The 21,009-nt window shown below is 38.4% G+C and carries 13 protein-coding genes; all 13 read left to right on the top strand.

Going from position 1 to position 21,009, the window contains the following annotated elements; genetic code table 11:
* Nucleotides 1-77: 77 nt before the first annotated feature.
* The 13 genes from NFR29_RS00705 (at nucleotide 78) to arcC (ending at nucleotide 20,979) form a co-directional block, all read left to right on the top strand.
* The gene (locus NFR29_RS00705) at nucleotides 78-2,363 is read left to right on the top strand and encodes a YadA-like family protein (RefSeq protein ID WP_251421720.1); all 2,286 of its coding nucleotides are present in this window, start codon (nucleotides 78-80) and stop codon (nucleotides 2,361-2,363) included.
* 323 nt (nucleotides 2,364-2,686) lie between these two features.
* Nucleotides 2,687-9,361 (top strand): YadA-like family protein, encoded by a 6,675-nt coding sequence (locus tag NFR29_RS00700; protein ID WP_251421717.1) that lies wholly within the window; start codon nucleotides 2,687-2,689, stop codon nucleotides 9,359-9,361.
* 241 nt (nucleotides 9,362-9,602) lie between these two features.
* Nucleotides 9,603-10,067 carry a large conductance mechanosensitive channel protein MscL gene (mscL, locus tag NFR29_RS00695; protein WP_251421714.1) on the top strand — a complete coding sequence of 155 codons (465 nt, stop codon included), beginning with the start codon at nucleotides 9,603-9,605 and terminating at the stop codon, nucleotides 10,065-10,067.
* Nucleotides 10,068-10,191: 124 nt separating this feature from the next.
* A complete protein-coding gene (locus NFR29_RS00690; protein ID WP_251421711.1) occupies nucleotides 10,192-11,244 on the top strand; it encodes a 2-hydroxyacid dehydrogenase in 1,053 nt (350 codons plus the stop codon).
* Nucleotides 11,245-11,302: 58 nt separating this feature from the next.
* The gene (locus NFR29_RS00685; RefSeq protein ID WP_251421708.1) at nucleotides 11,303-12,991 is read left to right on the top strand and encodes a glutamine--tRNA ligase/YqeY domain fusion protein; all 1,689 of its coding nucleotides are present in this window, start codon (nucleotides 11,303-11,305) and stop codon (nucleotides 12,989-12,991) included.
* A gap of 47 nt (nucleotides 12,992-13,038) precedes the next feature.
* Nucleotides 13,039-13,734: a hypothetical protein gene (locus tag NFR29_RS00680; protein WP_251421706.1), complete on the top strand. Its 696-nt coding sequence runs from the start codon at nucleotides 13,039-13,041 to the stop codon at nucleotides 13,732-13,734.
* 106 nt (nucleotides 13,735-13,840) lie between these two features.
* On the top strand, nucleotides 13,841-14,428 hold the full coding sequence (locus NFR29_RS00675; protein WP_338146889.1) for a DUF3793 family protein: 588 nt from the start codon (nucleotides 13,841-13,843) through the stop codon (nucleotides 14,426-14,428).
* Between the two features lie 10 nt (nucleotides 14,429-14,438).
* On the top strand, nucleotides 14,439-14,858 hold the full coding sequence (locus NFR29_RS00670; RefSeq protein ID WP_338146893.1) for a flavodoxin: 420 nt from the start codon (nucleotides 14,439-14,441) through the stop codon (nucleotides 14,856-14,858).
* Between the two features lie 446 nt (nucleotides 14,859-15,304).
* Nucleotides 15,305-15,946, top strand: coding sequence for a helix-turn-helix transcriptional regulator (locus NFR29_RS00665; RefSeq protein WP_251421696.1), 642 nt, complete (start codon nucleotides 15,305-15,307; stop codon nucleotides 15,944-15,946).
* A gap of 10 nt (nucleotides 15,947-15,956) precedes the next feature.
* Entirely contained in the window at nucleotides 15,957-17,168 is a 1,212-nt protein-coding gene (dpaL, locus tag NFR29_RS00660) for a diaminopropionate ammonia-lyase (protein ID WP_251421693.1), read from the top strand.
* A gap of 60 nt (nucleotides 17,169-17,228) precedes the next feature.
* Complete coding sequence (locus NFR29_RS00655; RefSeq protein ID WP_251421690.1) at nucleotides 17,229-18,536, top strand: YgeY family selenium metabolism-linked hydrolase; 1,308 nt, start codon at nucleotides 17,229-17,231, stop codon at nucleotides 18,534-18,536.
* Between the two features lie 224 nt (nucleotides 18,537-18,760).
* Nucleotides 18,761-19,954: a knotted carbamoyltransferase YgeW gene (gene ygeW / locus NFR29_RS00650; protein WP_251421688.1), complete on the top strand. Its 1,194-nt coding sequence runs from the start codon at nucleotides 18,761-18,763 to the stop codon at nucleotides 19,952-19,954.
* 89 nt (nucleotides 19,955-20,043) lie between these two features.
* On the top strand, nucleotides 20,044-20,979 hold the full coding sequence (gene arcC / locus NFR29_RS00645; protein ID WP_251421685.1) for a carbamate kinase: 936 nt from the start codon (nucleotides 20,044-20,046) through the stop codon (nucleotides 20,977-20,979).
* The last annotated feature ends 30 nt before the right edge of the window (nucleotides 20,980-21,009 follow it).

The following is a 21,009-nucleotide window of genomic DNA, read 5'->3' as shown; positions in this document are numbered from 1 at the left end:
CTTATTTGGCATACAATTGAGGTGTTGATTACTTATATATTTAGTGTTGAGAGATATAGTTAGATAGGAGCGTATAAATGAATCTTAAAAAACATATGTGTCGAACGGTGGTCATTTCTTTAGGGGGATTGATTGTTGCTACATTAGTGAGTTATTCAGTTTCAGCCGCTGGATATACTGCATCTATTGATAATACAGCTGTGGCAAGAGATAGTTCTATTGCTATTGGTAGTCGTACATCGGCAGAAGGCACTGCTTCTATTGCTATAGGTTTGAATACAACAACGAAGGACTATCACACAGACGGTGCTATTGCTATTGGTAGTCGTACATCGGCAAATGGAACTGGTTCTATTGCGATGGGTTTTAATACAAAAGCGGAGGAGCGTTACACCTTTGCCGCAGGATCTGGTGCTGTAGCTAATAGACAGTCTAGTATGGCTATAGGCGTTAATGCTAAGGCTAATCACTATTTAGCTACGGCTATTGGTGTTGAAGCGGTAGCTGAAGGGCGTCAATCTTTTTCGATAGGTAAATCAGCTGTATCTACAGGTGAGAATAATATTGCTATTGGCACTGAGGCGTTGTCTGGTGGTCGTGAAAATGCGATTGCCATTGGAACTAAAGCGGTAACTAAAGGTGAACGGGGTATTGCCATTGGTACAGATATTGAATCTAAAGATGAGGGGGTAGCTATCGGTACAAAATCTAGTGCTCATTATGGATCCATCGCCCTTGGTAAGGAAAGCGTAGCATCAGCTTCACATGCCATTGCTATAGGGGTTGAGTCAGATGCAACAGAGTTTTCTTCTTTGGCTATTGGAAGGGCTACGAAGTCGTCGGGGGAGGGCGCTACGGCTGTAGGAGTAGCCGCAAAAGCAACAGGATTTGCAGCGTCTGCCTTTGGGAATAGTGCACAGGCAAATGGGGCTGACTCTTTGGCTTTAGGTAGGGGAATTGCTAATGGACGTGGTTCCATTGCCGTAGGTAATTTGAATAACGCATTTGGGGAAGACTCCATAGTGATTGGTAATAGCTCGGGGGCCTCTACTGAGAGGGCTATATTGATAGGCAAAAATTCTCAGATTGCTAGTGGAGGTGAAGACGCTATTGCAATTGGTACGGTTAATTCGGTACAGACAAAAAAAGGGATTGCTATTGGTGATAATAATTACGTGTGGGATGCGAATGATTCTGGATCGTTAGCTATAGGGACTGGCAATAGGCTTGGTCAATATGTAAACTCTGGAAAGAATAATGGTGCCATTGGTAATCATAATCATATTGTAGGAACAGATACATATGTGATGGGCAGTCAGATTATATCAACTCAGGATAGTGCTGTTGTACTAGGTGCTAATTCTGCTGATAGAGCTTTTACAAAAGAATTAAGTGCACATATTGATGGTGTGACGTTTAGTAATTTTGCTGGTGGAAAAACTGTTGTTGGTGTAGTCAGCGTTGGTGCAGAAAATCGTGAGCGGCAGATTATCAATGTTGCTCCTGGTAAAATATCTAGTGACTCTACAGATGCTATTAATGGTAGCCAATTATATAGTGCTATGAACCATGCTATGAGCAGTGCTAGAACGACGAAAGTAGAGGGCGGCACTAATATTGTGTCTGTTACGAAGTCGGTAGGTGCTAATGGACAAGATAGTTATATTATTAATGCTAATGGCGCTTCTGTAACCGCTGGTTCTCGTAGTGTAAATGTAACACCCTCTACTGATATGACTACAAATATAACAAATTATACAGTAGGTTTAACGCCGCAAGCGGAGCAACGCTTAGAGCAAGTAGATAAAAACACTATTAATATTCAACATAATACAAATATCATTAATAATCATAATGAGCGTATTAATCAATTAAGTGGTGAAATCAAAGATGTAGGTGCTATGTCGGCGGCTCTTTCTGGGCTGAAACCGATTCAATATGATCCGTTGGAACCAACTCAAATCATGGCTTCTATTGGTTCGTATCGTAGTAATACTGCTATGGCATTAGGGGTAGCACATTTTAAAAATGAATCTACTATGCTTCACATGGGAGCATCTTATAGTGGTAATAGTGATTTGATGGCCAATGTTGGTGTAACTTGGAAATTAGGGAATCGTGCTAGTGAAACTTCTATACAAGATAGATATCGTAAAGGACCTATCAGTTCTATATATACCTTGCAAAATGAAGATTCTGCTATTATAGAACAAAATAATAAACTAGCAGAAGAAAATGCTAAATTACATAATAAATTATTTGAGCAGCAAGTAGAAATTAATACGATGAAACATAAATTAGCTCGTCAAGAAGAACAAATTGAATCGATTCTAGCTGAAATACGGGCAAATCGTACAAGTTAATATGTTATTTTATAAAGCATAGAAGGTGAGTGATAATATCTTCTATGCTTTTTATATAGGTAGTACTTATGAATCAATTGGTATGGTTTTTAGGGCTATTATGATAAATATCCTATGTTTTATATAACATAGGGGTTACTTCTAGGTAAGAGATAGAGGCGGCACAAGATTATTAACTATGCAAATTTAGCAATAATGAAAAAATAATGAAAATAATGTTTACAGCTAATTAGTTTCTGTAGTATATTGAAAGATATTGATATAAAAATTAAATCTCTCTATGTTATAGAAATATAGTTTAGGTGTGAAAGGATATATAATCAATGAAATCTAAAAAAACGATGTATCGTTCGGTAACGACACCATTATCTGCATTGGTATTGGCTGCATTATTGAGTGGTGTTACAGCTACGGCTGGAGCGTATACAGCTTCTGATAATAATACGGCTACTGCTACAGGAACAGACTCTATTGCTGTAGGTAATAGTGCAAGTACGGGTGCAACAAGACAATCCATTGCTATTGGATCTAAGGCAACGGTGGCAAATGGAACTTCTCACGGTAGTATTGCAATTGGTAATTCGGCAAATGCAGAAAATAAAGGAGTGGCTTTAGGTAATTCGTCTAAGAGCACAGGACTTAACTCAGTTGCTATTTCAGCAAGTTCCACTGCTTCTGGGATATCAAGCATCGCTCTTGGTACCTTGTCCAATGTTAGTGGTGACTATAGTATTGTTATGGGATATCAAAGTAGCGCTACTGGGACGGAAAGTATAGCTATGGGGTACCAAGCCCAAGCCGCAGCGGAAAAGGTGTTTGCTGCTGGGTATCAGGCTCAAGCTACAGGTGCTTCTGCTACTGCTGTAGGTAAATCCGCGAATGCTTCTGGAGCAGACTCTTTTGCTGCTAGTTCTGGTGCTCAAGCCACAGGTGAGTCATCCGTAGCTGTGGGCAGTGCAGCTAATGCTTCTGGTAAATATGCCATTGCTACAGGTCTTAGTAGCGTTGCCAGTGCAGAGGGTACTATTGCAGCAGGTAGAAATGCTCAAGCAACTGGACTCAATTCTGTAGCATTAGGAACGTTAAGCAATGCCAGTGGTGCACGTGTTATCTCTATGGGGATGAACTCCGTAGGCTCAGGTTCAGATGCAGTTGCTATTGGTAATGCTGCAAAAGGTCAAGGTGCAAATGCCGTTGCGTTAGGTAATGGCGCAGAAGCGACAAGGGTTAATACAGTGGCTCTAGGTGTTACTGCGAAAGCGACTGAACAACGGGCCATTGCTATCGGCGAGAATGCAGAGGCAAGTAAAGCATATTCAACTGCTATAGGTTCTGGTGCTATTGCTAGTGAAAGCTCCACTGTTGCTATTGGTAGAGATGCGAAAGCTACGAAACAATCTGCTTTTGCCGGTGGTATTAATGCAGAAGCTACAGATGCTCAAACAATTGCTATTGGTAATACAGCAAAGGCAACTGCTAATAGTGCCACAGCTATGGGTTATAAATCAGAAGCCAGTGGTAGTTCTTCTCTTGCTTTAGGTACTACTGCTAATGCAAGTGATACGGATAGTATTGCTATAGGCAATGGATCAGTATCTAGCAGTACAAGTACTATCGCTATAGGTAAATCTTCTTCGGCGACGGGATCTAGTGCGTCCGCATTTGGCCCACGTGCTACTGCTAGTGGTGCTTCTTCTGTTGCAATCGGTCAAGGGGCAGAGTCTAGTGGCACATCCTCTTATGCAATGGGTAATACTGCTAAAGCTATTGGCGTAAGTTCAGTATCTATCGGTAACGAGTCAAAAGCGCAAGGTACACAAGCTATTGCAGTAGGTTATAAATCTAATGTTACTGGCAACAATTCGGTAGCTCTTGGTACATCCGCAACGGCTACAATTAATAATTCTGTAGTATTAGGTGTAGAGTCTACTGATCGTGCTGCTGTGGGAACTTCTAAAGCAACAGTTGGTAATACAGAGTTTGGTACATTTGCAGGACCTAGTCCGTTTAGCGTTGTTAGTGTTGGTGCTGAAGGTAAAGAACGTCAAATTATCAATGTAGCAGCTGGTCAAATTACAGCTACATCTACTGATGCTATCAACGGTAGTCAATTATATGCTACTAATAAAATCGTAGATGAAACAAAAACACAAGTTGCTACCAATACTGCAAATATTGCCACAAACAAAACTAATATAGTTAAAAATACAAGCGATATTGCAGCGTTAGATGGACGCGTAACAACAAACGAAGGCAATATTGCAACAAATACAGCAGATATTACTGAACTGAAAAAAGGCTGGAATGTGACGACATCTGCTTCTACTGGTGAAGTGTCTGGTACTACAGTTGAAGCTGTACAAACAGGTGAAACTGTAACATTTGATGCAGGCGATAATATTAAAATCACGCAAAATGGTAATAATATTAGCGTTGCAACAAAAGATAATGTTGTATTTAATACTGTAACATCTACAGCGGCAACCATTGGCAGTAAAGTAGCGATCAACAATACTGGCATTAATATGGGTGGCACTAAAATTACTAGTCTTGCAGCTGGTGATATAAGTGCTAATTCTACCGATGCGATCAATGGTAGCCAATTGTATGCTGTTCAAAATGATGTGAAAGCAGCAAAAACAGAAGTAGTAGCAGGTACAAATATTGCCTCTGTTGATGCTACACCTGGGGCAAATGGACCAACTGTGTATACTGTTAATGCAAAAGGTGCAGCAGTAGAGAAAGATACAAATAGTGCATCTATCAATGTAGCATCTAATACAGACGCGGCTACCAATGTAACGACCTATACAGTAGGTTTGACTACAGCTGCAGAAGCTGCCATTGCACAAGTGCCAGTCAATACACAGGCTATTGCTAAAAATACAAGCGATATTGCAGCATTAGATGGACGTGTAACAATAAATGAAGGTAAGATTACAACTAATACAGATAATATTGCCACAAATACAGCAGATATTACTGAACTGAAAAAAGGTTGGAATATTACTACGTCCAAGTCTGATGGTGAAGTAAGTGGTACTACTACAGAAAACATTCAACCAGAAGATACAGTGACTATTGATGCTGGTAAAAACGTCAAAGTGACACAAAACGGTACTACAATTAGTGTTGCTACAACAGACGATGTAGTATTTAATAACTTAACTACTACAACTGCTATTATTGGCGGTAAAGTGAATATTAGTAATAACGGTATCAACATGGGTGGCACTAAAATTACTAGTCTTGCAGCTGGTGATATAAGTGCTAATTCTACCGATGCGATCAATGGTAGCCAATTGTATACTGTTCAAAATGATGTGAAAGCAGCAAAAACAGAAGTAGTAGCAGGTACAAATATTGCCTCTGTTGATGCTACACCTGGGGCAAATGGACCAACTGTGTATACTGTTAATGCAAAAGGTACAGCAGTAGAGAAAGATACAAATAGTGCGTCCATCAATGTAACACCTAATACAGACGCGGCTACCAATGTAACGACCTATACAGTAGGTTTGACTACAGCTGCAGAAGCTGCTATTGCACAAGTGCCAGTTAATACACAAGCTATTGCAACAAACACAACTAATATAGCTAAAAATACAAGCGATATTGCAGCATTAGATACACGTGTAACAACAAATGAAGGTAATATTACAACTAATACAAATAACATTACTAAGAATGCTAATGACATTACAGCACTAGATGGACGCGTCACAACGAACGAAGGTAATATTAAAACTAATACAGATAATATTGCTACGAATACGAAAAATATAGCTACAAATACAGCAGATATTACTGAACTCAAAAAAGGCTGGAATGTGACGACATCTGCTTCTACTGGTGAGGTGTCTGGTGCTACAGTTGAAGCTGTACAAACAGGTGAAACTGTAACATTTGATGCAGGCGATAATATTAAAATCACGCAAAATGGTAATAACATTAGCGTGGCAACAAAAGATAATGTTGTATTTAATACTGTAACATCTACAGCGGCAACCATTGGCGGTAAAGTAGTAATTAATAATGATGGCATCAATATGGGGAATACTAAAATCACTGGACTCGCAGCTGGTGATGTAACGGCTAATTCCACAGATGCTATCAATGGTAGCCAATTGTATGCTGTTCAAAATGATGTGAAAGCAGCAAAAACAGAAGTAAAAGCAGGTACAAATATTGCCTCTGTTGATTCTAGTACAGGGGCTGATGGTCAAACAGTATATACTGTTAATGCAAAAGGTGCAGCAGTAGAGAAAGATACAAATAGTGTATCTATCAATGTAGCATCTAATACAGACGCGGCTACTAATGTAACGACCTATACAGTAGGTTTGACTACAGCTGCCGAAGCAGCCATTGCACAAGTACCAGTTAATACACAAGCTATTGCTAAAAATACAAGCGATATTGCAACATTAGATACACGCGTAACAACAAATGAAGGTAATATTACAACTAATACAAATAATATTACTAAGAATGCTAATGACATTACAGCACTAGATGGACGCGTCACAACGAACGAAGGTAATATTAAAACTAATACAGATAATATTGCTACGAATACGAAAAATATAGCTACAAATACAGCAGATATTACTGAACTCAAAAAAGGTTGGAATATTACAACCTCTAAATCTGATGGTGAAGTAAGTGGTACTACTACAGAAAACATTCAACCAGATGAAACTGTTACTATTGATGCCGGTAAAAACGTTAAGGTGACACAAACGGGCAATAAGATTAGTGTTGCTACAACAGACGATGTAGTATTTAATAACTTAACTACTACAACTGCTATTATTGGCGGTAAAGTGAATATTAGTAATAACGGTATCAATATGGGTGATACTAAAATCACTGGACTTGTAGCTGGTGATATAAGTGCTAATTCTACCGATGCAATCAATGGTAGCCAATTGTATACTGTTCAAAATGATGTGAAAGCAGCAAAAACAGAAGTAAAAGCAGGTACGAATATTGCGTCTGTTGATTCTAGTACAGGATCCAATGGTCAAACTGTGTATACCGTTAATGCTGATGGCACATCTGTAGTAGCTGCTAATAATAGTAGTGTAAAAGTAGAGGCTGGAACTAAAGATGCTAATAATGTGACTACTTATACAGTAAGTTTAAGTGATGCTGCAGAGAAGGCTATTGCACAAGTTCCAACAAATACGACAGATATTGCTGCTAATAAGGCTGATATTGCAGCTAATAAAGCAGCTATTGACAATAACACTGCTGATATTACTAATTTGAAACAAGGTTGGAATATTGAATCTACTGCATCTGCCGGTAAAGTGGTAGATGGGGCTAAGACTAACGTTCAAGCTGGGAACACTGTGAAATTTGATGCAGGTAAAAATATTACATTGACTCAAAATGGTACAGAAATTAGCGTAGCCACTGCTGATGATGTAACTTTCAAAAATGTTACAACTAACAATCTTACTGCTGATACTGCAACGATTGGTGGAAAAGTAACAATTGATAGCAATGGTATTAATGCAGGTGATACTAAGATTACTAATGTAGCTGATGGTGAAATTAGTGCTACTTCTAAAGATGCGATTAATGGTAGTCAATTACATACTGTAAAAACACAAGTTGATACTAATACATCTAAGATTGAGCAAAATACAAAAGATATTGCAGCCAATAAAGATGCTATTCAATCTAATAAGGATGCTATTGATGCATTAGATACTCGTGTAACAGATAATGAAAAAGCTATTACTGATAACACTGCTAAAATTAAACAGAATACACAAGATATCAAAACAAATACTGATAACATTCAAAAGAACACAGATGCTATTAGTAATCTTCAAAAAGGTTGGAATGTAAATACAAGTGCTTCTGACGGTGGTAAAGTTATCAATAATAAGACTACAAATATTCAGCCTGGCGATACTGTAATATTTGATGCAGGTAACAATATTAAAATTACACAAGACGGCAGTAAAATTAGTGTGGCAACAAAAGATAATGTTACTTTCAAAAATGTAACATCTACTACTGTGAAGGCTGATGACGTAACTGCTACAACTATTACAGGTACAGATATTAAGGGAGACACTCTTACTATTGGTAACACCGTAAAAGTTGATAATAATGGTATTGATGCAGGTAATACAAAAATCACAAACGTAGCTAATGGTGATGTTACATCTGGTTCTAAGGATGCTGTTAATGGTGGTCAATTATTTGATGCTATGAATAGTGCTAGAACAGAAGTTGTAGGTGGTACTAATATTGCATCTGTTACAAAATCTACTGGTGCAAATGGGCAAGATATTTATACTATCAACGCCAATGGTGCTACTGTAACTGCTGGATCTAATAGTGTAAATGTGAATGCTTCTACTGATACGACTACCAATGTAACGAATTACACTGTGGGCTTAACAGCGCAAGCAGAACAACGATTAGAGCAAGTAGATAAAAATACCGTTAATATTGAAAATAATACAAACGCTATTAACAATATTAACAAAGCTGTCAATAATAATAACGAACGTATTAATCGTTTAAGTGGTGAAATTAAAGATGTAGGTGCTATGTCTGCTGCACTTGCTGGATTGAAACCAATTCAATATGATCCATTAGAGCCGACTCAAATTATGGCTGCTGTAGGTGTATACCGCAGTAGTACTGCTGCTGCATTAGGTGTGGCGCATTACACTAATGAATCGACTATGTTCCACATTGGTGCGTCTTATGGCGGTAATGATGATTTGATGGCTAATGCGGGAGTAACTTGGAAAGTAGGTTCTCGTGATAGCGAAGCTGCTATTGCTGATACATATCGCAAAGGTCCTATTAGTTCCGTATACGCATTGCAAAATAAAATCGATGCTATGTCTGCGAAAAATGATGCATTAGCGGAAGAAAATGCTGAATTACGCAATAAAGTAGCTATTCAACAAGAACAAATTGATGCTATTTTAGCTGAAGTAGCGGCTATTCGTGCCAATCGATAAGATTTTGTTGAGCATATAAAAGAAATAGAGATGTCTAATGACTCGTCTTCTCAGAGTTAGGAGAAATGTACGTAGGACATCTCTTTTTCTTTTATTTATAGCTTTAGGTACCATGCCTTTTTTTAGTTTAGGTTAATTAATTTGCAAAACTATATCGAAAATTATTGACATATTATGTTCTATATTTTATGATAAATACTGTTAGTATTCGCATATATTTATAAGTAAGTAGGAGTAAAACATGAAAGAATTTATTAAAGAGTTTAAAGAGTTTGCTTTTAAAGGTAATATGATAGACCTTGCTGTAGGTATGATTATTGGTGCAGCTTTCACAGCAATTGTGAATTCTGTAGTGAGCAATTTGTTTATGCCTATTATTAGCTTGTTCACTGGAGGTATAGATTTTAGCAACCTTTATGTTCCTTTAAGTGAAGCATCTAAAACTGCATTTATGAATGGTGCTGATATTGAAACAGCTCGTGCAGCTGGTGCGGTATTGCCATATGGTACATTTATTACAGATCTTATTCAATTTATCATTTTAGCATTTGTAGTATTCTTGATGATTCGTGGTTTGACTAAATTAATGAAGTCTTCTAATGAAGCAGCTGAAGAAGCACCGACTACAAAAGAATGCCCATTCTGTAAAACAGATATTCACATTGACGCTGTAAAATGTCCTAATTGTACAGCTGATTTGAAATAATTGGACTTGTAGATACGCTCTTATATAGAGCAATAAGCACTCCACATATAGAGGTATCTCTGTATGGGAGTGCTTTTCTTAGCTTGTTTTCGGATAATATAGCTTAATTACGGAAGGAGTTATTATGGAAAAGAAACCTTTAGTTGTTGTCAATGGTCTTGTTCGAAAAGACGCTATTGCTTATTTAGAAGAGCATGTAGAGGTTAAACAATGGACAGAAAAAACGGTGATGCCTCGTGACGCTGTGAAAGAGTGGTTGAAAGAGGCTGATGGTTTGTGGTCTGTTCGTCCTCTTGATGTAGATGGTGATTTAGTAAAAGATGCCCCTAATTTGAAAGTTATCGCTCAAGCTTCTGTAGGGTATGATAATGTGAAAGTTGACGAATTAACGGCAGCAGGCATTCCTTTTGGCAATACACCAGGCGTATTAAATGAAACTGTAGCAGAGTTGGCTTTCACATTGATAGCTACAGCAAGTCGTCGCATTTTAGAAAATGTAGAATTTGTTAAGTTTGGTCGCTGGGCGGAGCGTCCATCTAATATTAAAGGATTTGACCTTAGCCGTCGTACATTAGGAATTATTGGTATGGGGGCCATCGGCTTGGCTATTTCTCGTAGAGCCCGTGCTTTTGGTATGAAAGTTGTATATCATAATCGTCATCCCCGTCAAGATGATGCAATTTATAGAACCACTTATATGGAATTGGATGAGCTTTTAGCTACTAGTGATGTAGTATGTGTGGTTGCACCATTAACAGATGAAACCTATCATATGTGTGATGCTGAGTTCTTTAAGAAAATGAAAAATACAGCATTATTTGTAAATGTAGGGCGTGGTCCTATTGTAGATACAGAGGCTTTGGTTAATGCATTACAAACTGGTGAAATTGATTATGCAGCCTTAGATGTAACGGATCCGGAACCGCTACCAGGTAATCATCCATTATTAGCATTAGATAACTGCTTAGTTGTACCTCATATAGGATCTTATACAGATCGTACGCGTTACGATATGTCTATTTTGACCGCTGATAATATCATTGCTGGTGTTAATAAAGAACCTCTTAAAACATGCGTTAATGAAGAGGTGAATTATGAAAAACCAAAACCTCAATTTGATGTAGAAAGTGCTTTAGCTGAGCTGAAAGCAGCTGGCGTAGATTTAAGCGATTTCTAAGGCATAGTGCACCATAGTAGCAAATGTGGTAAAATAATAGTATTTTATGGAGGTTATTATGGCAGAACATAATGAAAATACAGTAGCTCCTGAAGAAGTTGTATCTGTCAACTTCATCGAAGCTGAAATTAATAAAGATAATGAAAAAGGCGTCTATGGTGGTCGTGTACATACTCGATTCCCGCCAGAGCCAAATGGTTATTTACACATTGGACATGCCAAATCTATTTGCTTAAATTTTAATTTAGGCAAAGAATATAATGGCTTAACTAATCTTCGTTTCGATGATACAAACCCTGAAAAAGAAGATGTAGAATACGTTAACTCCATTATGGAGGACGTAAAATGGCTTGGCTTTGACTGGGATGGGGAAGCCCGTTATGCATCTGACTATTTCGGACAAATGTATGAATACGCTAAGAAATTAATCTCTTTAGGTAAAGCCTATGTCGATGATCAAACAGCCGAAGAAATTCGCCAAACTCGAGGTGATTTTAATACTCCTGGTACTAATAGTCCATATAGAAACCGCTCTGTAGAAGAGAATTTAGCGCTCTTTGAAGATATGAAAAATGGCAAATTTAAAGATGGGGAAAAAGTATTGCGCGCTAAAATCGATATGGCTGACCCTAATATTGTTATGCGCGACCCTGTATTGTATCGTATCGTAAATGCTCCACATCACCGCACAGGCACAGAGTGGAACATTTATCCCATGTATGATTTTGCCCATCCTATTGAAGATGCTATTGAGCGTATTACACACTCTGTATGTACATTGGAATTTGAAGTGCATCGTCCATTGTACGATTGGGTGTTGGCTGATTGGGAAGATACAGAGATTCCTCGCCAAATCGAGTTCGCTCGCTTAAATGTATCTAAAATGGTCATGTCTAAGCGTAAATTGCGTGCTTTAGTCGAAGCCGGTCTTGTATCTGGTTGGGACGATCCTCGTATGCCAACCATTTCTGGTTTGCGCCGTCGTGGTTATACGCCTGAGTCCATTCGTGAATTCTGTGAGCGCATCGGTGTTGCGAAGGCAGATAGTGTAGTTGATATTGCGCTTCTTGAATTCTGTATTCGAGAAGATTTGAAATTAAAAGTAACGCGCCCTATGGTCGTTCTTGATCCTGTGAAAGTTATTATTGATAACTATCCAGAAGGTCAAACTGAATTAGTCACAGTGGAAAATAACCCGGAAAATGAAGAACTTGGTTCTCGCGAAGTGACGTTTGGTCGTGAAATCTACATTGAGCGTGCTGATTTCATGGAAGAGCCGGTGAAAAAATTCTTCCGTTTAGCCCCTGGTAAAGAAGTGCGCTTGAAAGGAGCTTACTTCATTACATGTACGTCTTTTGAAAAAGATGCAGATGGTAATATTACGGAAATTCACTGTACCTATGACCCTGAAACAAAGAGCGGTAGTGGCAATACTCGAAAAGTAAAAGGTACATTACATTGGGTAGAAGCCTCTACATCAGTGGATATGGAAGTACGCCTATATGACTATTTATTGCGCGATGATGCAGATGATAAAGATTTTATGGCAGCTTTCAACACTGATTCTTTGCAAGTGTTACAAAGTAAAGGGGAAGCATCTTTGGCTACCACTGTACCTGGAGATCGTTTCCAATTCTTGCGTCAAGGTTATTTTGTAACTGATATTGATAGTACGCCTGAACATATCGTTATGAACCGTATTGTAGGTTTACGCGACAGTTGGGCAAAGCAACAAAATAAAGGTTAATGTGTACCGCCCCCTTTGATGGGGCGGTATTTGTTTAGGAGAGAACAATGAAATTTTTAGCATCTTTAGTGATGGCTGGTTTAGTAGCTTTCACAATTCCTACTGCAGTTGATGCGGCTAATGTTAATGCTCGTAACAACAATAAATACGCTTCTTATGAAGGTACAAAATTAGCTGATGGTGTAACGATGTATGCCAATGATCAAAAAGCTTTGTTTATTGATGGTGGCAAAACGGATATAAAAACAGCGTTAATGCGTAATGGTGCTGAACGTGCAGATATTTATACGGTGTTGATTAAAAGCGAAAATGAAATGAATTACGCTGTGTTCGGCGATGTAACAATGAGTCAATATAGCAATTTCGGCATGCCAGCTACAACTCATAGGGTTGATACCGCGAATGCTACATCAGTAACGGCCTTTGGTAATATCGGCACTGCTGCACAAGCTACGACTAACGCTAATTCCGTAGATGCTGTAGTGAGTACGATCAATAATGGTACGAACAATATGCTTGGCCAATACCGAGTTGTGACGCCGTTGGCTAAACAAGGTGGGGCTTATGTAGGTACATTACGATATACAGAGATGGTTAATAATAATTCTTATAATGAAATTCTTCATATTGCTGTTTTTGAAAGCAAATATAGTGGTCCTAATATTAAGTTTATCGCTATAGATGAGGCTAGTGAGGCGAAAGTATATCCGAAAATTCACCATTTGTTGACACAGAAAAAGTAAATAGTAATTGAAAAATAATATCATTTATATTGACAATTGAAACCATCAGGAGTACGATGTAGTTGTAAGAATTAATCTCAATTAGATTGGTGAGATATATTTTCACATGCAACAGGCAGGTAGAACTATGATGAATTCAATTGACCATATCATTGGGTTTCATTGTGCACCGGCAGTTCGAGGCATTAAAGTATCGAACTTGGTTTCTATTCCACGGGACATGAATGAACAAATCCAATTCGTTTTAACGGAATATAATAAAGAGTTCAATGGAAAAGGTTTGTTCTTTTATGAATTATGCCGGTGTAAAGCTCGCAGATTGCTACTTGTCTTTCGCTATAGTCAACTGCAGTCCTATGTGCGTCAACCAAGGGTGATGACATTTCTAAAAGCTCATGGTTATACTGAAGATATGTGTCTTATGGAAATGTTGGCTTATTTGCGAAATCGCATGGAATCAAGTGCTGATTTTCCTCATGAAATAGGTGTCTTTTTAGGCTATCCATTGACGGATGTGAAATATTTTATTTCCCGCCGTGGAACTGGTTATAAACTATGCGGTGAGTGGAAGGTCTACGTGGATACTGTCAGTGCTAAACAATCCTTTATGTGCTATAAAGCGTGTCGAGAATATTGTCAAAACCAGTTAATATTGGGAAAAACTTTTAGTTCTTTGGTCGCAAAAACAGCCTAGGAGGTACATGATGATTGGTGTAATTTATTGGTCCGGTACAGGAAATACAGAACAAATGGCTCATGCTGTAGCTGCAGGTATTAAAGCAGCAGGTCAAGATGTAGAAGTAAAATCCGTTTCTGAAGTGTCCGTTGCAGATGCTGAGAAGTATGAGAAATTAGCTCTCGGTTGTGCAGATATGGGGGCTGAACAATTAGAAGAAATGGAATTCGAACCATTTTATACCGAATTGGAACCTAAGTTGGGTGGCAAAAAACTAGTTATTTTTGGCTCTTATGGTTGGGGAGGTACCTGGCTAGAAGACTGGAGCACTCGCATTAAAGATGCGGGCGGCGATTTACTTGCCGACGGTCTCGCTGTATTTGGGGAACCGGATGATGCGGGCAAAGCTCAATGTGAAGAGTTAGGAAAAACATTGGCCAATGCGTAATAGAAGATCTAAGTAGGATCGAATAATTACATAGGATGCAAATTATATAGGCGGGTCCAATCTATATAATTTGAAAGCAGTAAGAGAGCACCAAACAAATTGTTTGGTGCTCTCTTTTACTTTATGCCCTTTATTAAGGTACATATATGCTGTGTATAGAGTATGAAAAAATATTAATGAGCATTTAGTTCTTTTTTTTATATATGTTTTTATAGATTGGCTTTAAAGGTATATAAACTATAGTGTTATGATGTATATAATATGCAATCTATGTATATATATTAATTTAATATGCAAGATTGATTGCTTTTTATGCATCGGAAGTATATAATTAACTTATAGAAACCTAACAAAAAGTTAGGCAACAATATAAAATGTTAGTTTGGCTATTTATATCTGTATAAATGAATAAAGACGATACGTGCCATTGGTAGGAGGTTTTATCAATGACTACATTAGAACAATTAAAGATTATTGCGAGCGGTTTATCCATGCAGTTTGGGACGAGCTGTGAGGTACTTATTCATGATGTATGTACAGATATGGATAAATCCATCGTTCATATTGAACATGGACATATTACAAATCGTAAAGTTGGTGACGGAGCGTCCCATGTAGTATTAGACGTACTGCAAAGCGACGACGGGGGCAATGGTCGATTTGGGTATTTAACAAAAACGAAAGATGGTAGAATCTTACGATCCTCAACGATGTATATTCGCAACGAAGAGGGGCAAATTCGGTACTTATTGTGTATTAACCAAGACATTACAGAATTTGTAATGATGCATACTACATTGGAAGGCTTAGTATCTAACTCCAATGAAGAGCCAGTAGAGCAGATTACATCGAGTGTAACAGATTTGTTAGATGATTTGCTGGCGCATGCAGAGCAATTAGTTGGTAAACCAGGGCCTTTAATGAATAAGGTAGAGCGATTATGCGCTATCAAATATTTATATACTAAAGGGGCATTTTTAATATCTAAGTCTTCTGAGAAAATCGGCGATTATTTCGACATTTCGAAATTCACCTTGTACAGTGATTTAAACATTGTGAAAGAAGAATTGGATATGGAGGAATCTTAGGAGGTATATGATGGAACAAATCAAATGGGTTCGCAACACAATGGAAAAGTCGGAAGACAAATACTTGTCTGTTATGACCACAGATGAAGTAGAAAAGGCGAAGCATTTCCATGAAAGCTTTCCCCAATATAGCGAAACTCCATTAGTATCGCTTTCACAATTGGCATCCACAATTGGTCTCAATTCCTTATATGTAAAAGATGAATCCTATCGATTCGGCCTAAACGCTTTCAAAGTATTGGGTGGCGCTTATGCGATGGGGAAATATGTGGCCCAACAACTTGGCACAACAGTAGACAAGTTGCCATACGATGTATTGACATCCGATAAATTGAGAGAAGAGTTTGGTCAAGCTACATTCTTCACAGCTACCGATGGCAATCATGGTCGCGGTGTAGCATGGGCGGCTAATAAACTAGGCCAAAAATCTGTAGTATTCATGCCTAAAGGATCCACAGAGTATAGAAAAAATCAAATTGCTAAAGAAGGGGCTACTGTAACAATCGAAGAATTTAATTATGACGAGTGTGTACGGAAGGCTACAGCAGAATCTAAAAAAGTTGCTAATGGTGTCGTTGTACAAGATACAGCGTGGGATGGTTATGAAGATATTCCTAACTGGATTATGCAAGGCTATGGCACATTAGCGATGGAAGCATCTGCTCAATTAGGAAAAGCTGGTACTGATGTACCAACTCATATCGTAGTACAAGCTGGTGTAGGGTCTTTGGCAGGGGCTATGGTTGGTTATTTCTCCAACTTATATAGTAATACACCGAAAAAACCTAAATTTATCGTTGTAGAAGCAGATGGTGCTGCTTGTTTATACAAAGGAGCTGTAGCTGGCGATGGGAAACCTAGAATCGTAGAGGGCGATTTACCAACGATTATGGCCGGTCTTGCTTGTGGGGAACCGAATACAGTATCCTGGGATATTTTACGAAATCATGCAGATTATTTTGTAGCTGCTCCTGACTGGGTAGCTCGTTTAGGTATGCGTGTAAGTGCAGCTCCACTTAAAGGAGATACATCGATTATTTCCGGCGAATCTGGAGCAGCTCCACTTGGCTTTGTAATGGCTGTTATGACAATGCCAGAATATGCAAGCCTTAAAAATGAATTAGAATTGAATGAATCATCTAAAGTTCTTTGCTTCTCTACTGAAGGTGATACAGATCCTGAAAGATATAAAAACATAGTTTGGTATGGCTTAGATAAATAACTTTTGTTTAGTCTATATATTAAGTTCAATATATGTGTTTAGTAGTAGGAGGAATTCATTATGGATTTACAAGCGATTAAAAAAGCGGCAGAGCAATATGGCCCACAAATGAACAAGTTTTTACGTGAAATCGTAGCTTTCCCTGGTGAAAGTGCAGAAGAAAAAGAGCACGTTAAACGTATTGAGGAAGAAATGAAAGCTCTTGGTTTTGATGAAGTTGAAGTAGATCCAATGGGGAATATCCTTGGCTATATGGGCACAGGCAAAACGTTAATCGCTTTCGATGCTCACATCGATACTGTAGGTATCGGTAACCGTGATAATTGGGATTTCGATCCTTATGAAGGGTTCGAAGACGACACTAAAATCGGTGGACGTGGCGTATCTGATCAATTAGGTGGTATCGTATCTGCTGTATATGGAGCAAAAATCATGAAAGACTTAGGTCTTTTAAATGATACATACCGTGTTCTTGTAGTAGGTACTATACAAGAAGAAGATTGTGATGGTTTGTGCTGGGAATATATGATTAAAGAGCGCAATATTCGTCCAGAATTCGTAGTATCTACAGAGCCAACAGATGGCGGTATCTACCGTGGTCAACGTGGTCGTATGGAAATTCGCGTAGATGTACAAGGCGTATCTTGTCATGGTTCTGCTCCTGAACGTGGTGATAATGCAATTTATAAAATGGCCGATATTTTACAAGATATTCGTGAGTTGAATGCTAACTCTGCTGATGAGAGCACAAAAATTAAAGGTCTCGTAAAAATGTTAGACCCTAAATTTAACCCTGACCATTACGAAGAAGCTCGCTTCTTAGGTCGTGGGACAGTAACAGCTTCTCAAATTTTCTACACATCTCCAAGCCGTTGTGCCGTAGCAGACTCTTGTGCTATTTCTCTTGATCGTCGTATGACAGCAGGTGAAACTTGGCAATCCTGTATTGCAGAAATTGAAAACTTACCACATGTTCAAAAATATGGCGCAAAAGTAACTATGTACGAATATGCTCGTCCATCTTGGACTGGTTTAACATATCCAATTGAATGTTATTTCCCAACTTGGGTAATTCCAAAAGATCATAAAGTAACCGTTGCATTAGAAGAAGCTTACACTTCTTTATACGGTACAGAACGTATCGGTGCAGAAGATACTATTGAAATGCGTAAAGCTCGTCCATTAACTGATAAATGGACATTCTCCACAAATGGTGTATCCATTATGGGACGTAATGGTATTCCATGTATCGGATTTGGCCCTGGTGCAGAAGCACAAGCACATGCGCCTAATGAAATTACATGGAAACAAGATTTAGTAACTTGTGCAGCAGTATATGCATTGTTACCATCTGTATATTGCAAATAATTATATAAATCTCTCGTTACATAGCCATTCTATAAAGGTACTATGTAGTCAGGCGAAGAGGGCTGTTAATTTAGCAGATCATGTCACCTGCGGTTGGCTGTTGATATACTATCTTACACTTTCCTTACACTACATTTTTAAAACAGCAGATAAGCAAGACAACTAAGGGTGACATATCTATATATTATTTACAAATAGCAAGACATTGGAAAGCGAGGACGACTATGACTGATTTTAACAAAAGTATTGAAACGCTTGAGAAGTTAGATGTAAGTAAAATGTATGGTGATGACTTTTTCCTTACTTGGGAAAAAACAGATGATGAATTGCAAGGTGTGTGGGCTGTAGCTGATGCATTAAGAGCATTGAGAGAACGCAATATTTCTACAAAAGTATTCGACAGCGGTTTAGGTATTTCCTTATTCCGAGATAATTCTACCCGTACTCGTTTCTCCTTTGCCTCTGCATGTAACTTGCTTGGATTAGAAGTACAAGACTTAGATGAAGGTAAGTCTCAAATTGCTCACGGCGAAACAGTTCGTGAAACAGCAAATATGATTTCCTTTATGGCTGATATTATCGGTATTCGCGATGATATGTATATCGGTAAAGGGAATGCATATATGCGTACTGTATCTGAAGCAGTACAAGAAGGTCACAAAGATGGTGTATTAGAACAACGACCAACTTTGGTTAACTTACAATGCGATATTGACCATCCAACACAAACTATGGCTGATGCAGCACATATTATTCGTGAATTGGGTGGGTTGGAAAACTTAAAAGGTAAAAAACTTGCTATGACTTGGGCGTATTCTCCGTCTTATGGTAAACCATTATCTGTACCACAAGGTATTATTGGCTTGTTTACTCGCCTTGGTATGGATGTGGTATTAGCGCATCCAGAAGGTTACGAAGTAATGCCAGAAGTAGAAGAAGTAGCTAAAAAACAAGCTGAAGCTAGTGGTGGTTCCTTCCGCCGTACTAATGATATGGCAGATGCTTTCAAAGATGCAGATATTGTATATCCTAAGAGCTGGGCACCATTTGGAGCTATGGAGAAACGTACCAAACTATATGGTGAAAATGACCATGAAGGTATAAAAGCATTAGAACAAGAGTTGTTGAAACAAAATGCTAATCATAAAGATTGGGCTTGTACAGAAGAGATGATGAAACTCACTAAAGATGGTAAAGCCTTATACATGCATTGCTTGCCAGCTGATATTACAGGCGTAAGCTGTGAAGAAGGCGAGGTGGATGAATCTGTATTCGATCGTTACCGTGTACCTCTTTATAAAGAAGCTAGCTTCAAACCATATGTAATTGCAGCTATGATTTTCTTAAGCAAATTTAAAAATCCTGTAGAAACTTTGAAAGAATTGGAACGTAAAGGAACAGAAAGAGTTCAAGCGTAAGTTTTTAAGGGCTATCTGTTCAAGATAGCCCTTTTAATTTTACCCGTTTATAGAAACCATCACCATTAGATGTGATGGTAGAGGTGCATATGAAAAAGCGCGTTGTTGTTGCCTTAGGTGGTAATGCTTTAGGGAATACATTACCGGAGCAAAAAATTGCTGTAAAAAGTACAGCTAAAACAATTGTAGATTTAGTAGAAGAAGGTTGTGATGTAGTCGTAACACATGGCAATGGTCCTCAAATTGGGATGATTAATAATGCTATGGCGGCGCTTACTCGAGAAGTAAAAACACAACCGAATACACCTTTGTCCGTTTGTGTAGCTATGAGTCAGGCGTATATTGGATATGATTTGCAAAATGCTATTCGCGAAGAATTGTTGGACCGCGGTGTTACAGATTTACCAGTTATGACGATGATTACACAAGTTCGTGTTGACCAAGATGACCCGGCTTTTAAAAATCCAACAAAACCAATTGGTCATTTTATGACAAAAGAAGAAGCAGATCATGCCATAGCGAATTACGGTTACGAAGTAAAAGAAGACTCTGGCCGTGGGTATCGTCGTGTAGTAGCATCGCCAGCACCAAAAGAAATCATTGAGTTAGGTGCGATTAAAGGTCTTGTCGGAAAAGAGTTAATTATCGCCTGTGGTGGTGGCGGCATCCCTGTAACTCGCGATGGAAATGCATTGAATGGCGCATCTGCAGTGATCGACAAAGATTGGACTAGTAGTTTATTGGCTTGCGAAATTGATGCGGATATTCTCGTAATTTTGACGGCTGTTGAAAAAGTAGCTATTCGTTTTGGTCAACCAGATGAACAATGGCTTGATCAAATCTCCGTTGAAGACGCAAAAAAATATATCGCCGATGGTGAATTTGGCGAAGGATCTATGAAACCGAAAGTAGAAGCAGCTGTTGCGTTTGCCGAATCTAAACCAGGTCGTGTTGCTATTATCACATTATTAGAAAAATCTAAAGCAGGTGTAGCAGGAGAAACAGGCACTCGTATCGTATTATAATAATATACAGATAAATAAACATGCAGATTA

The sequence above is a fragment of the Veillonella agrestimuris genome, assembly GCF_943193065.1.
Lineage (GTDB): Bacteria > Bacillota > Negativicutes > Veillonellales > Veillonellaceae > Veillonella > Veillonella agrestimuris.
The sequence above is the reverse complement of the archived record's forward strand: the minus strand, read 5'-3'. Positions and strand labels throughout refer to the sequence as shown.

Bases quoted from the DNA above. Each gene is read 5' to 3' on its own strand.
- NFR29_RS00705 (WP_251421720.1), top strand. From the start codon at position 78: ATGAATCTTAAAAAACATATGTGTCGAACGGTGGTCATTTCTTTAGGG.
- NFR29_RS00700 (WP_251421717.1), top strand. From the start codon at position 2,687: ATGAAATCTAAAAAAACGATGTATCGTTCGGTAACGACACCATTATCT.
- mscL (WP_251421714.1), top strand. From the start codon at position 9,603: ATGAAAGAATTTATTAAAGAGTTTAAAGAGTTTGCTTTTAAAGGTAAT.
- NFR29_RS00690 (WP_251421711.1), top strand. From the start codon at position 10,192: ATGGAAAAGAAACCTTTAGTTGTTGTCAATGGTCTTGTTCGAAAAGAC.
- NFR29_RS00685 (WP_251421708.1), top strand. From the start codon at position 11,303: ATGGCAGAACATAATGAAAATACAGTAGCTCCTGAAGAAGTTGTATCT.
- NFR29_RS00680 (WP_251421706.1), top strand. From the start codon at position 13,039: ATGAAATTTTTAGCATCTTTAGTGATGGCTGGTTTAGTAGCTTTCACA.
- NFR29_RS00675 (WP_338146889.1), top strand. From the start codon at position 13,841: ATGCAACAGGCAGGTAGAACTATGATGAATTCAATTGACCATATCATT.
- NFR29_RS00670 (WP_338146893.1), top strand. From the start codon at position 14,439: ATGATTGGTGTAATTTATTGGTCCGGTACAGGAAATACAGAACAAATG.
- NFR29_RS00665 (WP_251421696.1), top strand. From the start codon at position 15,305: ATGACTACATTAGAACAATTAAAGATTATTGCGAGCGGTTTATCCATG.
- dpaL (WP_251421693.1), top strand. From the start codon at position 15,957: ATGGAACAAATCAAATGGGTTCGCAACACAATGGAAAAGTCGGAAGAC.
- NFR29_RS00655 (WP_251421690.1), top strand. From the start codon at position 17,229: ATGGATTTACAAGCGATTAAAAAAGCGGCAGAGCAATATGGCCCACAA.
- ygeW (WP_251421688.1), top strand. From the start codon at position 18,761: ATGACTGATTTTAACAAAAGTATTGAAACGCTTGAGAAGTTAGATGTA.
- arcC (WP_251421685.1), top strand. From the start codon at position 20,044: ATGAAAAAGCGCGTTGTTGTTGCCTTAGGTGGTAATGCTTTAGGGAAT.